The sequence below is a fragment of the Streptomyces sp. NPDC033270 genome (assembly GCF_055576575.1).
The window spans coordinates 1-13,619 of the sequence record NZ_JBVIRA010000023.1 but is presented as its reverse complement, the minus strand read 5'-3'; the positions used below and the strand labels follow the sequence as shown (position 1 = coordinate 13,619).

The 13,619-nt window shown below is 68.7% G+C and carries 16 protein-coding genes; 15 read left to right on the top strand and 1 reads right to left on the bottom strand.

Annotated elements, in window-relative coordinates; all coding sequences use genetic code 11:
* Positions 1 to 133 precede the first annotated feature (133 nt).
* The 11 genes from secY to truA all read left to right on the top strand — a co-directional run bounded on the left by secY (position 134) and on the right by truA (position 8,109).
* Positions 134 to 1,447, top strand: coding sequence for a preprotein translocase subunit SecY (gene secY, locus ACZ5XZ_RS27820; protein WP_384429916.1), 1,314 nt, complete (start codon positions 134 to 136; stop codon positions 1,445 to 1,447).
* Positions 1,447 to 2,103, top strand: coding sequence for an adenylate kinase (locus tag ACZ5XZ_RS27815; protein WP_468982774.1), 657 nt, complete (start codon positions 1,447 to 1,449; stop codon positions 2,101 to 2,103). The genes secY and ACZ5XZ_RS27815 overlap by 1 nt, the downstream gene beginning before the upstream one ends.
* Positions 2,104 to 2,271: 168 nt before the next feature.
* Complete coding sequence (gene map, locus ACZ5XZ_RS27810; RefSeq protein ID WP_468982772.1) at positions 2,272 to 3,108, top strand: type I methionyl aminopeptidase; 837 nt, start codon at positions 2,272 to 2,274, stop codon at positions 3,106 to 3,108.
* A gap of 195 nt (positions 3,109 to 3,303) precedes the next feature.
* Positions 3,304 to 3,525, top strand: coding sequence for a translation initiation factor IF-1 (gene infA, locus ACZ5XZ_RS27805; RefSeq protein WP_003956442.1), 222 nt, complete (start codon positions 3,304 to 3,306; stop codon positions 3,523 to 3,525).
* Positions 3,526 to 3,585: 60 nt separating this feature from the next.
* Entirely contained in the window at positions 3,586 to 3,699 is a 114-nt protein-coding gene (gene rpmJ / locus ACZ5XZ_RS27800) for a 50S ribosomal protein L36 (RefSeq protein WP_003956441.1), read from the top strand.
* Positions 3,700 to 3,897: 198 nt separating this feature from the next.
* Complete coding sequence (rpsM, locus tag ACZ5XZ_RS27795; protein WP_018090888.1) at positions 3,898 to 4,278, top strand: 30S ribosomal protein S13; 381 nt, start codon at positions 3,898 to 3,900, stop codon at positions 4,276 to 4,278.
* A gap of 64 nt (positions 4,279 to 4,342) precedes the next feature.
* Positions 4,343 to 4,747 (top strand): 30S ribosomal protein S11, encoded by a 405-nt coding sequence (gene rpsK / locus ACZ5XZ_RS27790; RefSeq protein ID WP_004571845.1) that lies wholly within the window; start codon positions 4,343 to 4,345, stop codon positions 4,745 to 4,747.
* A 27-nt stretch (positions 4,748 to 4,774) separates the two neighbouring features.
* Positions 4,775 to 5,401, top strand: coding sequence for a 30S ribosomal protein S4 (gene rpsD / locus ACZ5XZ_RS27785; RefSeq protein WP_384429928.1), 627 nt, complete (start codon positions 4,775 to 4,777; stop codon positions 5,399 to 5,401).
* A gap of 132 nt (positions 5,402 to 5,533) precedes the next feature.
* The gene (locus tag ACZ5XZ_RS27780; protein ID WP_003956430.1) at positions 5,534 to 6,556 is read left to right on the top strand and encodes a DNA-directed RNA polymerase subunit alpha; all 1,023 of its coding nucleotides are present in this window, start codon (positions 5,534 to 5,536) and stop codon (positions 6,554 to 6,556) included.
* Positions 6,557 to 6,683: 127 nt separating this feature from the next.
* A complete protein-coding gene (rplQ, locus tag ACZ5XZ_RS27775) occupies positions 6,684 to 7,160 on the top strand; it encodes a 50S ribosomal protein L17 (protein WP_393487439.1) in 477 nt (158 codons plus the stop codon).
* A gap of 82 nt (positions 7,161 to 7,242) precedes the next feature.
* Positions 7,243 to 8,109, top strand: coding sequence for a tRNA pseudouridine(38-40) synthase TruA (gene truA / locus ACZ5XZ_RS27770; RefSeq protein ID WP_468982768.1), 867 nt, complete (start codon positions 7,243 to 7,245; stop codon positions 8,107 to 8,109).
* A 46-nt stretch (positions 8,110 to 8,155) separates the two neighbouring features.
* On the opposite strand, the gene ACZ5XZ_RS27765 is transcribed toward truA, so the two are convergent.
* On the bottom strand, positions 8,156 to 9,025 hold the full coding sequence (locus ACZ5XZ_RS27765) for a hypothetical protein (RefSeq protein ID WP_468982767.1): 870 nt from the start codon (positions 9,023 to 9,025) through the stop codon (positions 8,156 to 8,158).
* A 56-nt stretch (positions 9,026 to 9,081) separates the two neighbouring features.
* Between ACZ5XZ_RS27765 and ACZ5XZ_RS27760 the strand changes: the two genes are divergently transcribed.
* From ACZ5XZ_RS27760 to glmM, 4 genes are all read left to right on the top strand, one after another.
* On the top strand, positions 9,082 to 10,710 hold the full coding sequence (locus ACZ5XZ_RS27760) for an ABC-F family ATP-binding cassette domain-containing protein (protein WP_468982766.1): 1,629 nt from the start codon (positions 9,082 to 9,084) through the stop codon (positions 10,708 to 10,710).
* 274 nt (positions 10,711 to 10,984) lie between these two features.
* Positions 10,985 to 11,428 (top strand): 50S ribosomal protein L13, encoded by a 444-nt coding sequence (gene rplM / locus ACZ5XZ_RS27755; protein WP_384429944.1) that lies wholly within the window; start codon positions 10,985 to 10,987, stop codon positions 11,426 to 11,428.
* 42 nt (positions 11,429 to 11,470) lie between these two features.
* Complete coding sequence (gene rpsI, locus ACZ5XZ_RS27750) at positions 11,471 to 11,983, top strand: 30S ribosomal protein S9 (protein WP_468982763.1); 513 nt, start codon at positions 11,471 to 11,473, stop codon at positions 11,981 to 11,983.
* 158 nt (positions 11,984 to 12,141) lie between these two features.
* Positions 12,142 to 13,500, top strand: coding sequence for a phosphoglucosamine mutase (gene glmM / locus ACZ5XZ_RS27745; RefSeq protein WP_468982761.1), 1,359 nt, complete (start codon positions 12,142 to 12,144; stop codon positions 13,498 to 13,500).
* The last annotated feature ends 119 nt before the right edge of the window (positions 13,501 to 13,619 follow it).

Here is a 13,619-nt window from a genome sequence, read left to right as displayed (position 1 = left end):
CTGCTGTTTTCCGGGGCCCCGGCCCCGGGCCCCCGCCGCGTGGGCCGTGTCCGCGCGGTTTTTGGCCTATGTATTCGTCGATCCTCAAGACCGTCACCTCTCGCCCATGGGGCGAAGAGGCGCAGGAGGCACCGTGCTCACCGCGTTCGCCCGAGCGTTCAAGACGCCCGACCTGCGCAAGAAGCTGCTGTTCACATTGGGCATCATCGTGCTCTACCGGATCGGAGCGCACGTCCCGGTCCCCGGGGTGAACTACGCGAACGTCGAGACCTGCATGCGGCAGGCCGGCGGCAACAGCGGGTTGTTCGCCCTGGTGAACATGTTCAGCGGTGGTGCGCTGCTGCAGATCACGATCTTCGCGCTGGGGATCATGCCGTACATCACGGCGAGCATCATCCTCCAGCTGCTGACCGTGGTGATCCCCAGGCTGGAGGCCCTCAAGAAAGAGGGGCAGTCGGGCCAGGCGAAGATCACCCAGTACACCCGCTATCTGACCGTGGCGCTCGCCATCCTGCAGGGCACCGGCCTGGTGGCCACCGCCCGCAGCGGCGCGCTGTTCCAGAACTGCCCGGTCGCCAGCGAGATCGTGCCCAGCGACTCGATCTTCACCACCATCACGATGGTCATCACGATGACCGCCGGCACCGCCCTGATCATGTGGCTCGGTGAGCTCGTCACCGACCGCGGCATCGGCAACGGCATGTCGATCCTGATGTTCATCTCGATCGCCGCCGGCTTCCCGGGCGCCCTGTGGCAGATCAAGCTCACCGGCAAGCTCGCCGACGGCTGGATCGAGTTCTTCGCGGTGATCGCGGTGGGCCTGGCGATGGTCGCCCTGGTGGTCTTCGTCGAGCAGGCCCAGCGACGCATTCCGGTGCAGTACGCGAAGCGGATGATCGGCCGCCGGTCCTATGGCGGTACGTCCACGTACATCCCGCTCAAGGTGAATCAGGCGGGTGTGATTCCCGTCATCTTCGCGTCGTCGCTGCTCTACATTCCAGCCCTCGTTGCACAGTTCAGCGGGTCGAAGGCGGCATGGGCGACCTGGATCGCCACCAACTTCACCAAGGGAAATCACCCGGTTTACATCGTTACGTACTTCCTGCTGATCGTCTTCTTCGCGTTCTTCTACGTCGCCATCAGCTTCAACCCCGAAGAAGTTGCCGACAACATGAAGAAGTATGGTGGCTTCATCCCGGGTATCCGGGCTGGTCGCCCGACGGCCGAGTACCTCAGCTACGTGCTCAACCGGATCACGTGGCCGGGCTCGCTGTACCTGGGGCTGATCGCGCTCGTACCAACAGTGGCGTTGGTGCTTTTCAACGCGAACCAGAACTTCCCGTTCGGCGGGACGAGCATCCTCATCATCGTGGGTGTGGGCCTGGAGACCGTGAAGCAGATCGAGAGCCAGCTTCAGCAGCGCAACTACGAAGGGTTCCTCCGCTGATGCGAATCGTCCTCGTCGGACCCCCGGGGGCCGGCAAGGGTACGCAGGCTGCGTACCTTGCCAAGAACCTCGCGATCCCGCACATCTCCACGGGGGACCTGTTCCGCGCCAACATCAGTCAGGGCACGCCCCTGGGTGTCGAGGCGAAGTCGTACATGGACGCCGGAAACCTGGTGCCCGACTCGGTCACCATCGGGATGGCCGAGGACCGCATGGAGCAGGCCGACGCCACCGAGGGCTTCCTCCTCGACGGCTTCCCGCGCAACCTCGGCCAGGCCGAGGCGCTGGACGAGTACCTCAAGGCCAAGAACCTCAAGCTGGACGCCGTCCTGGACCTGGAGGTCCCGGAGGACGAGGTCGTCAAGCGGATCGCCGGCCGGCGGATCTGCCGCAAGGACTCAAGCCACGTCTTCCACGCCGAGTACAACAAGCCGAAGAGCGAGGGCGTCTGCGACGTCTGCGGCGGCGACCTGTACCAGCGTGACGACGACCGCGAGGAGACCGTCCGCAAGCGGCTGGAGGTCTACCACACGGAGACCGAGCCGATCATCGACTACTACAAGGCCCAGGACCTGGTCGTGACGATCCCGGCCCTCGGCAAGGTCGAAGAGGTCACGCAGCGCGCGATGGCCGCGCTGCCCTCGCGCGACGCGTAAGTAAGCCACCACCGGCTTCGATACGGCCGCGGCGCCCCGACGGGGCACCGCGGCCGTATCGCGTACGGGTACCGTGGTAGCCGCAGTCATCAATTGAGCAACCACGAGGGCGACCAGCCACCTCCGCGAGAGCGGCGGCGGCTTCGCCGCAAGGGAGAGCCAGCCGCAATGGTGGAGATCAAGACCCCCGAGCAGATCGCGAAGATGCGCGAGGCGGGGCTGGTGGTCGCCGCCATCCACGCGGCCACCCGGAAGGTCGCGGTGCCGGGCGCCACGACCAAGGACCTGGACGACGCGGCGCGCAAGGTGCTCGCCGAGCACGGCGCGAAGTCGAACTTCCTCGGCTACGGCGGCTTCCCCGCGACCATCTGCACCTCGGTGAACGACGTCGTCGTGCACGGCATCCCCGACACCGAGACGGTGCTGCAGGACGGGGACATCATCTCCATCGACTGTGGCGCGATCATCGACGGCTGGCACGGCGACGCCGCGTACACCGCCTTCGTCGGATCGGGTCACTCCGCGGAGCTGATCGAGCTCAGCCGGGTCACCGAGGAGTCGATGTGGGCCGGTATCGCGGCGGTCGCCAAGGGCAACCGCCTGGTGGACATCTCCCGGGCGATCGAGGGCTACATCCGGCGCCAGCCCCGTCCGACCAGCGGCAAGTACGGCATCGTCGAGGACTACGGCGGCCACGGCATCGGCTCGCAGATGCACATGGACCCGCATCTGCTGAACTACGTCGACCGCAAGCGCGGCCGCGGCCCGAAGCTGGTGCCCGGCTTCTGCATCGCGATCGAGCCGATGGTCAATCTCGGTACGGCCAAGACCCACGTCCTCGACGACGACTGGACGGTCAAGTCGAACGACGGCAGCTGGTCCTCGCACTGGGAGCACTCGGTCGCGCTGACCGAGGACGGTCCGCTGGTGCTGACCTCGCCGGACGGTGGCAGGGCCAAGCTGGCCGAGCTGGGGATCACGGCGGCGCCGGATCCCCTGGCCTGACCCGGCGGCCCGATCCGCGGCCCGGGGGAGGCCCCCGGGCGTAAGGATCACCCCTCGTGGGCAATAATCCAGGATTCGTCTTTTCCTAGGCACTGACGTAGACTGACGCGTCGGCTCTCGTGCATCCGTATGCCTGTTGCAGGTGACATCCATTGCAGGAGAGTCGATCAAGGTAGCCGATTCGAAGGGCGAAGCGTGGCCAAGAAGCAAGGTGCCATCGAAATCGAGGGCACCGTGATCGAGTCCCTCCCGAACGCCATGTTCAAGGTGGAGCTCCAGAACGGTCACAAGGTCCTCGCGCACATCAGCGGCAAGATGCGGATGCACTACATCCGCATCCTCCCGGATGACCGGGTCGTGGTGGAGCTTTCTCCGTACGACCTGACGCGTGGCCGGATCGTCTACCGCTACAAGTAGATCTTGTCGGCGCCCCGCTCCCGTGGGGTGACGGCACTGACCCGGAGAACCTCACATCCCATGAAGGTCAAGCCGAGCGTCAAGAAGATCTGCGACAAGTGCAAGGTGATCCGCCGCCACGGCCGGGTCATGGTCATCTGCGACAACCTGCGCCACAAGCAGCGCCAGGGCTGACGCACGCCGACCACCTGCAATTTCGCAGTTCGCGCGACGCAAGCACATACGTACATACGCAGTCACCCGACCCCCCGCACCACTCGCGTGGGGACGACACCCCCGGCTCGGAGGCCGGGGACCCGGCTCGTAATTCTTCAGAGTCTTACGGGAACGGTGCTGCGGAAGACCTCCGAATAGCCATCAGGAGCCACATCAATGGCACGCCTCGCAGGCGTTGATCTCCCGCGCGAAAAGCGTGTGGAGGTCGCCCTCACCTACGTCTTCGGTATCGGGCGGACGCTCTCGCAGCAGACTCTCGCCGCCACCGGCGTGAACCCGAACACCCGGGTCCGCGACCTGGCCGAGGAAGACCTCGTCAAGATCCGCGAGTACGTCGACAACAACCTCAAGACCGAGGGTGACCTCCGTCGCGAGATCCAGGCCGACATCCGCCGCAAGGTCGAGATCGGCTGCTACCAGGGTCTGCGGCACCGTCGCGGTCTGCCGGTGCACGGTCAGCGCACCAGCACGAACGCCCGTACCCGCAAGGGTCCGCGTCGCGCGATCGCCGGCAAGAAGAAGCCGGGCAAGAAGTAGTCCTCAGCAGGACGCTTACCAGCGGTCTTCGCTGTAGGACCGACCACCTCCACGGGAGAAATTCATGCCTCCGAAGGGCCGTACGGCCGGCGCCAAGAAGGTGCGCCGCAAGGAGAAGAAGAACGTCGCCCACGGGCACGCTCACATCAAGAGCACGTTCAACAACACGATCGTCTCGATCACCGACCCGACCGGGAACGTGATCTCTTGGGCCTCGGCCGGCCACGTCGGCTTCAAGGGCTCGCGCAAGTCCACCCCCTTCGCCGCGCAGATGGCCGCCGAGTCGGCCGCCCGCCGCGCGCAGGAGCACGGCATGCGCAAGGTCGACGTCTTCGTCAAGGGCCCGGGTTCGGGTCGCGAGACGGCCATCCGTTCGCTCCAGGCGACCGGTCTCGAGGTTGGCTCCATCCAGGACGTCACCCCCACGCCGCACAACGGATGCCGCCCGCCGAAGCGTCGCCGCGTCTGACCACCTGAAGTAGGAGACAACTAGACAATGGCGCGTTACACCGGGGCCGACTGCAAGCGTTGCCGTCGGGAGAAGCAGAAGCTCTTCCTCAAGGGGAGCAAGTGCGAGAGCGCGAAGTGCCCGATCGAGATCCGTCCTTACCCCCCGGGTGAGCACGGTCGCGGGCGCACCAAGGACAGCGAGTACCTGCTCCAGCTTCGTGAGAAGCAGAAGTGCAGCCGTATCTACGGTGTCCTTGAGAAGCAGTTCGTGAACTACTACAAGGAAGCGAACCAGAAGACCGGCAAGACCGGTGAGAACCTTCTGCGCATCCTTGAGACCCGTCTCGACAACGTGGTCTACCGGGCCGGCTTTGCCAAGTCCCGGGACCACGCCCGTCAGCTGGTGCGTCACGGACACATCACCGTGAACGGCCGCAAGACCGACATTCCGTCGGCTCGTGTGGCGGTGAACGACATCATCGAGGTCCGCGAGGGCTCTCGGAACCTGACCCCCTTCGAGGTGGCCAAGGCCGAGGCCGGCGAGAAGACCGTTCCGGCCTGGCTGGAAGCGATCCCGTCGAACCTCCGGATCCTGGTGCACAGCCTGCCCGAGCGCCAGGTGATCGACACCCAGGTGCAGGAGCAGCTGATCGTCGAGCTTTACTCGAAGTAAGGCTCGTCGGCTCTACTCAGGTAAGAGCTGACCGGTGTGGGCGGTACGGGGCCGATGGCGCCGTACCGCCCGTACCCTTGTCAGTACAGCGGGCGTCAAATAGCGGGCGCCCACGACTGAAGGACCACACACATGCTGATCGCTCAGCGTCCCTCTCTGACCGAAGAGGTCGTCGACGAATACCGCTCCCGGTTCGTGATCGAGCCGCTGGAGCCGGGCTTCGGCTACACCCTCGGCAACTCCCTGCGTCGTACGCTCCTCTCCTCGATCCCGGGTGCGGCGGTCACGTCCATCCGCATCGACGGTGTCCTGCACGAGTTCACCACCGTGCCGGGCGTCAAGGAGGACGTCACCGACCTCATCCTCAACATCAAGCAGCTGGTCGTCTCCTCGGAGCACGACGAGCCGGTCGTGATGTACCTGCGCAAGCAGGGCCCCGGCCTGGTCACCGCTGCCGACATCGCGCCCCCGGCCGGTGTCGAGGTCCACAACCCGGACCTGGTCCTCGCCACCCTGAACGGCAAGGGCAAGCTGGAGATGGAGCTGACCGTCGAGCGCGGTCGCGGCTACGTCTCCGCCGTGCAGAACAAGCAGGTGGGCCAGGAGATCGGCCGTATCCCGGTCGACTCGATCTACTCGCCGGTGCTCAAGGTCACCTACAAGGTCGAGGCGACCCGTGTCGAGCAGCGCACCGACTTCGACAAGCTGATCGTCGACGTCGAGACCAAGCAGGCCATGCGGCCGCGCGACGCCATGGCGTCCGCCGGTAAGACGCTGGTCGAGCTGTTCGGTCTGGCGCGCGAGCTCAACATCGACGCCGAGGGCATCGACATGGGCCCGTCCCCGACGGACGCCGCCCTCGCCGCCGACCTGGCGCTGCCGATCGAGGAGCTCGAGCTCACCGTTCGTTCGTACAACTGCCTCAAGCGTGAGGGCATCCACTCCGTGGGTGAGCTCGTGGCGCGCTCCGAGGCGGACCTGCTCGACATCCGCAACTTCGGTGCGAAGTCGATCGACGAGGTCAAGGCGAAGCTGGCCGGCATGGGCCTGGCGCTCAAGGACAGCCCGCCCGGATTCGACCCGACCGCCGCGGCCGACGCCTTCGGCGCGGACGACGACGCGGACGCCGGGTTCGTGGAGACCGAGCAGTACTGATTTCGACCGGCTGGGGTCCGGGGCGGTGCCTCGGACCCCAGCCGTGTGAGTCTTCCGCGGGGCGGCCGCCTCGTGGGAACTGACACCGGTACCTGATACGGCCGGTGCAGCAATGAAGGAGATACACATGCCGAAGCCCGCCAAGGGTGCCCGTCTGGGCGGCAGCGCCGCACACGAGCGTCTGATGCTGCGCAACCTGGCCACCGCTCTCTTCGAGCACGGTCGCATCACCACGACCGAGGCCAAGGCCCGTCGTCTGCGTCCGTACGCGGAGCGTCTGGTGACCAAGGCGAAGAAGGGTGACCTTCACAACCGCCGTCAGGTCATGCAGCTGATCTCGGACAAGAGCGTCGTGCACACGCTCTTCACGGAGATCGCCCCGCGGTTCGAGAACCGCCCGGGTGGCTACACCCGTATCACCAAGATCGGTAACCGCCGCGGCGACAACGCGCCGATGGCCGTCATCGAGCTGGTGGAGGCGCTGACCGTGGCGCAGCAGGCCACTGGTGAGGCCGAGGCCGCCACCAAGCGTGCGGCCAAGGACGCGGAGGCCGCTGCGGCCGAGACCACCGAGGCCCCGGCCGAGGAGTCGAAGGACGCCTGAGGCTTCGCCTCGCGTTGAGCGGGTCCGTCCCTTCGGGGGCGGGCCCGCTTCCGTGTGCCGGGAGCTTGAGAGGATGGTGGGTGTGAGCGACGAGGTGAAGCCCGGGCACGTCCGGGTGCGGCTGGACCTTTCCTACGACGGAAAGGACTTCTCCGGGTGGGCCAAGCAGGCCGGTGGGCAGCGGACGGTCCAGGGGGAGATCGAGGACGCGCTGCGGACGGTGACCCGGTCGGGGCAGACCACGTACGAGCTGACCGTGGCGGGCCGGACCGACGCCGGAGTGCATGCGCGCGGGCAGGTGGCGCACGTCGACCTCCCCGCGGAGCTCTGGGCCGAGCATCGGGAGAAGCTGCTCAAGCGGCTGGCCGGGCGGCTGCCCAAGGACGTGCGGGTGTGGTCGCTGAGCGAGGCGCCGGCCGGCTTCAACGCGCGGTTCTCGGCGATCTGGCGGCGGTACGCCTACCGGGTCACCGACCATCACGGGGGTGTCGATCCGCTGTTGCGCGGCCATGTGCTGTGGCACGACTGGGCGCTGGATGTGGCCGCCATGAACGAGGCGGCCCGCCCGCTGCTGGGGGAGCACGACTTCGCGGCGTACTGCAAGCGGCGTGAGGGCGCCACGACCATCCGCACGCTCCAGGAGCTGAGCCTGGAGCGCGGCGCGGACGGGATCATCACCGCGACCGTGCGGGCGGACGCCTTCTGCCACAACATGGTGCGGTCGCTGATCGGCGCGCTGCTGTTCGTCGGGGACGGCCACCGGCCGCCGGAGTGGCCGGGGAAGGTGCTGGCCGCGGGCGTACGGGACTCCGCCGTGCATGTCGTACGGCCGCACGGGCTGACGCTGGAAGAGGTCGGGTACCCGGCCGACGAGCTGCTGGCGGCGCGGAACCTGGAGGCGCGCAACAAGCGGAGCCTGCCGGGGGCGGCCGGGGGCGGCTGCTGCTGAGCCGGCCCGCTGGTGGCGCCGCCGGGGGGCGGCGCCACCGGGGGCGTCAGGACTTGCCGGCCTTCTTCTGGGCGTCCTTGAGCTGCTGCTCGGCGGCCTTCGCCGCCTGGTCCTTGCCGCGCTGGGTGATCCGGGTGAAGGCGTAGGAGCCGCCGTCCCGGGCGATCTGCTGGGCCTTGGTCTCGGACGCGACGACGTCCTTGCCGTTGAGGTAGCCGGCGATGAGGAAGTAGGCGTAGCGGCCGGTGGCGTTGGTCGCCATCCGGCACTTGTGGCCCTGGCAGAAGTCCGAGGGGACGCCGCCGCCGGGCAGCGGCATCAGGTTGGTCTTGGCCTCGTTCATGACCTTGGTGGCCTTGGCGGGCGAGTCGAAGACCGCGATGCCGACGGTGACCGCGACGCCGCCCTTGGAGTACGTGGCGCGCACCAGCTGCCGGCAGCCGTTGTGGGTGAGCGAGGAGACCAGCGCGCCCTGGGCGGCGGCGGTGCAGTCCTTGGTGGTGGCGGTGTTGGTGCGCGGGTAGCTGTGCTCGCCGATGACCATGGTCTTCTGCCCGAAGAGGGAGGCCGGCGTGAGCGGCGCGGTGTCCTTCTTGGGGTCGGAGATGTAGTCCTGCGGGTTGGGCGGGGGCGGCACCGAGACGTCGGGGAAGGACGGCTTGTCGTCCGGCTCCGCGGCCTGGCCGGACGCGGCGGGGGTCGCCGACGCGCCGCCGCCCGGCGAGTCGCCGCCGCCGGCCAGGACGGCGCCGGTGACGATGCCGGCCACCGCGAGGACGGCCAGCACGCCGCCGCCGATCCACAGCCAGCGCTTGCGGCGGGCCCGCGCCTCGCTCTCCTCGGCGAGCGCGCCCCAGTCAGGAGTGGACGATGATCCCCCAGGGCCGTCGAAGGGCCCGCCTTGCCCGAAACTCATGCCGCGCATCCTAATGGGGTTGGTGGAACGGGTGGAGGCCGGTCACAATCCCGCTCATGGGACATCTAGAGGCCGGCCATCTCGAGTACTACCTGCCGGACGGGAGGGTCCTGCTGGGGGATGTGTCCTTCCGCGTGGGGGAGGGCGCGTCGGTGGCGCTGGTGGGGGCCAACGGCGCCGGCAAGACGACGCTGCTGCGGCTGATCGCGGGCGAGCTGGCGCCGCACGGCGGATCGGTGACGGTCAGCGGCGGACTCGGGGTGATGCCGCAGTTCGTGGGGTCCGTGCGCGACGACCGTACGGTGCGTGACCTGCTGGTCTCCGTGGCGCAGCCGCGGATACGGCAGGCCGCGGCGGCGGTGGACGCCGCCGAGACGGCGATCATGACCGCCGATGACGAGGACGCGCAGATGGCGTACGCGCAGGCGCTCAGCGACTGGGCCGAGGCGCGGGGCTACGAGGCCGAGACGGTCTGGGACATCTGCACGATGGCGGCGCTGGGGATGCCGTACGAGAAGGCCCAGTGGCGGCAGGTGCGCACGCTGTCCGGAGGCGAGCAGAAGCGGCTGGTGCTGGAGTCGCTGCTGCGCGGCACGGACGAGGTGCTGCTGCTGGACGAGCCGGACAACTATCTGGACGTGCCGGGCAAGCGGTGGCTGGAGGAGCAGCTGCGCACGACCCGTAAGACGGTGCTGTTCGTCTCCCACGACCGGGAGCTGCTGGCGCGCGCCGCGGAGAAGATCATCAGCGTCGAGCCGGGCCCCGCGGGCTCCGACGTGTGGGTGCACGGCGGCGGCTTCGACACCTACCACCAGGCCCGCAAGGAGCGCTTCGCCCGCTTCGAGGAGCTGCGCCGGCGCTGGGACGAGAAGCATGCCCAGCTCAAGAAGCTGGTGGTCTCGCTGCGGCAGGCGGCCTCGGTCAGCCATGAGCTGGCCTCCCGTTATGCGGCGGCGCAGACCCGGCTGCGGAAGTTCGAGGAGGCCGGCCCGCCGCCGGAGCCGCCGCGTGAGCAGGACATCACCATGCGGCTGCGCGGCGGGCGCACCGGCGTACGGGCGGTGACCTGCGAGGACCTGGAGCTGACGGGGCTGATGAAGCCCTTCTCGCTGGAGATCTTCTACGGCGAGCGGGTCGCGGTCCTCGGTTCCAACGGCTCCGGCAAGTCGCACTTCCTGCGCCTGCTGGCCCAGGACGCCGAGCGGCCCGTCCCGCACACCGGCACCTGGAAGCTGGGCGCCCGCGTCGTCCCCGGTCACTTCGCGCAGACCCACGCCCACCCCGAGCTGATGGGCCGCCCGCTGCTGGACATCCTGTGGACCGAGCACGCGAAGGACAAGGGCCAGGCGATGTCCGCGCTGCGCCGCTACGAGCTGGAGAAGCAGGCCGAGCAGCGCTTCGAGCGGCTCTCCGGCGGCCAGCAGGCCCGCTTCCAGATCCTGCTGCTGGAGCTCTCCGGCACGACGGCGCTGCTCCTGGACGAGCCGACCGACAACCTGGACCTGGAGTCGGCGGAGGCGCTGCAGGAGGGGCTGGAGGCGTACGAGGGGACGGTGGTGGCGGTGACGCACGACCGGTGGTTCGCACGCTCCTTCGACCGGTTCCTGGTGTTCGGGGCGGACGGGGTGGTGCGGGAGTCGGCGGAGCCGGTGTGGGACGAGCGCCGCGTGGAACGGAAGCGGTAGGGCGGTCGGGCGGCGGCGGGGAGACGGGGGCCGCCCCGGGGGCCCGGTGTCCGTTCGGGGGGCGTTTTGACCCCGCCGGGTGCGGGCCGGTATTCTGCTGGTTCGTTATGCGTATTGGCTTGCTCTATCTCACGTGAGGGGCCCTTACGCCGGTCCATCGGGCCGATGACCAGCGGCGGACGATCGGGTTGCGTCACCCGTAGTGCCGCCCTGCTGTGTGATCGACCACGGGGCCAGTACAGGACCCATTCACCAAAGAAGCGAAGGCTAAGACGTGCGTACGTTCAGCCCCAAGCCCGGCGATGTCCAGCGCCAGTGGCACATCATTGACGCGCAGGACGTTGTCCTGGGCCGTCTGGCCAGCCAGGCCGCGTCCCTCCTGCGGGGCAAGCACAAGCCGGTGTACGCCCCTCACGTTGACATGGGTGACTTCGTCATCATCATCAACGCCGACAAGGTGCACCTGTCCGGCAACAAGCGGTCGCAGAAGATGGCCTACCGCCACTCCGGTTTCCCGGGTGGTCTGCGCTCCGTCCGCTACGACGAGCTTCTCGACAAGAACCCCGAGAAGGCCGTCGAGAAGGCCATCAAGGGCATGCTCCCCAAGAACACCCTCGGCCGTCAGATGCTCTCGAAGCTGAAGGTCTACGCGGGCGCCGAGCACCCGCACGCTGCGCAGCAGCCGGTCCCGTTCGAGATCACCCAGGTCGCGCAGTAAGTCCGGCCACCCCCTAAGACGACAGAGAATCTGAGGAGCATCGTGGCCGAGACCACTCCCGAGACCGTCATCGAGAACGAAGACGCCGTCGAGGAATACACCACCGAGACCGAGGTCGTGGAGTCGGAGTACACCTCCGAGTCCCTCGCGTCCCGCTTCGGCGACCCGCAGCCGGCCGCCGGCCTGGGCCGTCGCAAGAACGCCATTGCCCGCGTCCGGATCGTCCCGGGCACCGGCCAGTGGAAGATCAACGGCCGCACCCTTGAGGGCTACTTCCCGAACAAGGTGCACCAGCAGGAAGTCAACGAGCCCTTCAAGGTGCTCGAGCTCGACAACCGCTACGACGTGATCGCCCGCATCTCCGGCGGCGGCATCTCCGGCCAGGCCGGTGCGCTGCGCCTGGGCGTGGCCCGTGCGCTGAACGAGGCGGACATCGACAACAACCGCCCCGCGCTGAAGAAGGCCGGATTCCTCAAGCGTGACGACCGTGCGGTCGAGCGCAAGAAGGCCGGTCTGAAGAAGGCCCGTAAGGCGCCGCAGTACAGCAAGCGCTAATCCGCTCGCTGCACGACGCAGCTCTTGTGAACGCCCCGGTGGCACCTCCGTGCTGCCGGGGCGTTCGGCTATCCGGGACCTGGAGCGTATATCTGAAGCCAGGGGCGTATACCTGGACGTAAAGCTCTGGTCCAAGCTCGACAACTCGGAGGACACCAGTGGGACGACTCTTCGGCACGGACGGTGTGCGCGGCGTCGCGAACGCGGACCTGACGGCGGAGCTGGCGCTCGGCCTGTCGGTCGCCGCGGCGCATGTACTCGCCGAAGCGGGCACGTTTGAAGGGCACCGGCCGGTGGCGGTGGTCGGACGCGATCCGCGAGCGTCGGGGGAGTTCCTGGAGGCGGCGGTGGTCGCCGGACTGGCCAGCGCCGGTGTGGACGTACTGCGGGTGGGGGTCCTGCCGACCCCGGCGGTCGCGTATCTGACCGGGGCGCTGGGCGCGGACCTCGGCGTGATGCTCTCCGCGAGCCACAACCCGATGCCCGACAACGGCATCAAGTTCTTCGCCCGCGGCGGCCACAAGCTCGCCGACGAGCTGGAGGACCGGATCGAGCGGACCTACCGCGCGCACAGCTCCGGCGAGCCGTGGGAGCGGCCGACCGGCGCGGGCGTCGGCCGGGTCACCGTCTACGACGAGGGCTTCGACAACTACGTCGCGCATCTGGTCGGTGTGCTGCCCAACCGCCTGGACGGGCTGAAGGTCGTCATCGACGGCGCGCACGGTGCGGCGGCCCGGGTCTCGCCCGAGGCGTTCGCCCGGGCCGGCGCCGAGGTCGTCACCATCGGCACCGACCCCGACGGCCTGAACATCAACGACGGCTGCGGCTCCACCCACCTCGCCCAGCTGCGGGCGGCCGTCGTCGAGCACGGCGCCGACCTGGGCGTCGCCCACGACGGCGACGCGGACCGCTGCCTGGCCGTGGACCGCGAGGGCAACGAGATCGACGGCGACCAGATCCTGTCCGTCCTCGCACTGGGCATGCGCGAGGCCGGGACGCTGCGCAAGAACACCGTCGTCGCCACCGTCATGTCCAACCTGGGCTTCAAGCTGGCCATGGAGCGCGAGGGCATCGACTTCGTCCAGACCGCGGTCGGCGACCGGTACGTCCTGGAGGAGATGAAGGCGCACGGCTTCGCGCTGGGCGGCGAGCAGTCCGGGCACGTCATCGTGCTCGACCACGCCACCACCGGAGACGGCACGCTGACCGGTCTGATGCTGGCGGCCCGGGTCGCCGCCACCGGCCGTTCGCTGGGGGAGCTGGCGGGCGTCATGGAGCGGCTGCCGCAGATCCTCATCAACGTCCCCGACGTCGACAAGTCGCGGGTGGCCAGCTCGCCCGAGCTGACGGCGGCGGTCGCCGAGGCGGAGCGGGAGCTGGGGGCCACCGGCCGGGTGCTGCTGCGGCCGTCCGGTACGGAGCCGCTGGTCCGCGTCATGGTGGAGGCGGCCGACATCGAGCAGGCACGGGCCGTGGCGGAGCGGCTGGCCGACGCGGTGAAGTCCGCGCTGGGCTAGGAACGTCCCAAGGGTGCTTTCGGGCGCGGGGGGGGGGGGGGGGGGGGGGGGGGGGGGGGGGGGGGGGGGGGGGGGGGGGGGGGGGGGGGGGGGGGGGGGGGGGGGGGGGGGGGGGGGGG

What these genes read in the sequence shown, in the direction of transcription:
- map (WP_468982772.1), top strand. Translation starts at nt 2,272, where the DNA reads ATGGTGGAGATCAAGACCCCCGAGCAGATCGCGAAGATGCGCGAGGCG.
- rpsK (WP_004571845.1), top strand. Translation starts at nt 4,343, where the DNA reads ATGCCTCCGAAGGGCCGTACGGCCGGCGCCAAGAAGGTGCGCCGCAAG.
- rpsM (WP_018090888.1), top strand. Translation starts at nt 3,898, where the DNA reads ATGGCACGCCTCGCAGGCGTTGATCTCCCGCGCGAAAAGCGTGTGGAG.
- ACZ5XZ_RS27780 (WP_003956430.1), top strand. Translation starts at nt 5,534, where the DNA reads ATGCTGATCGCTCAGCGTCCCTCTCTGACCGAAGAGGTCGTCGACGAA.
- rpsD (WP_384429928.1), top strand. Translation starts at nt 4,775, where the DNA reads ATGGCGCGTTACACCGGGGCCGACTGCAAGCGTTGCCGTCGGGAGAAG.
- rpmJ (WP_003956441.1), top strand. Translation starts at nt 3,586, where the DNA reads ATGAAGGTCAAGCCGAGCGTCAAGAAGATCTGCGACAAGTGCAAGGTG.
- ACZ5XZ_RS27760 (WP_468982766.1), top strand. Translation starts at nt 9,082, where the DNA reads ATGGGACATCTAGAGGCCGGCCATCTCGAGTACTACCTGCCGGACGGG.
- ACZ5XZ_RS27765 (WP_468982767.1), bottom strand. Translation starts at nt 9,025, where the DNA reads ATGAGTTTCGGGCAAGGCGGGCCCTTCGACGGCCCTGGGGGATCATCG.
- rplQ (WP_393487439.1), top strand. Translation starts at nt 6,684, where the DNA reads ATGCCGAAGCCCGCCAAGGGTGCCCGTCTGGGCGGCAGCGCCGCACAC.
- ACZ5XZ_RS27815 (WP_468982774.1), top strand. Translation starts at nt 1,447, where the DNA reads ATGCGAATCGTCCTCGTCGGACCCCCGGGGGCCGGCAAGGGTACGCAG.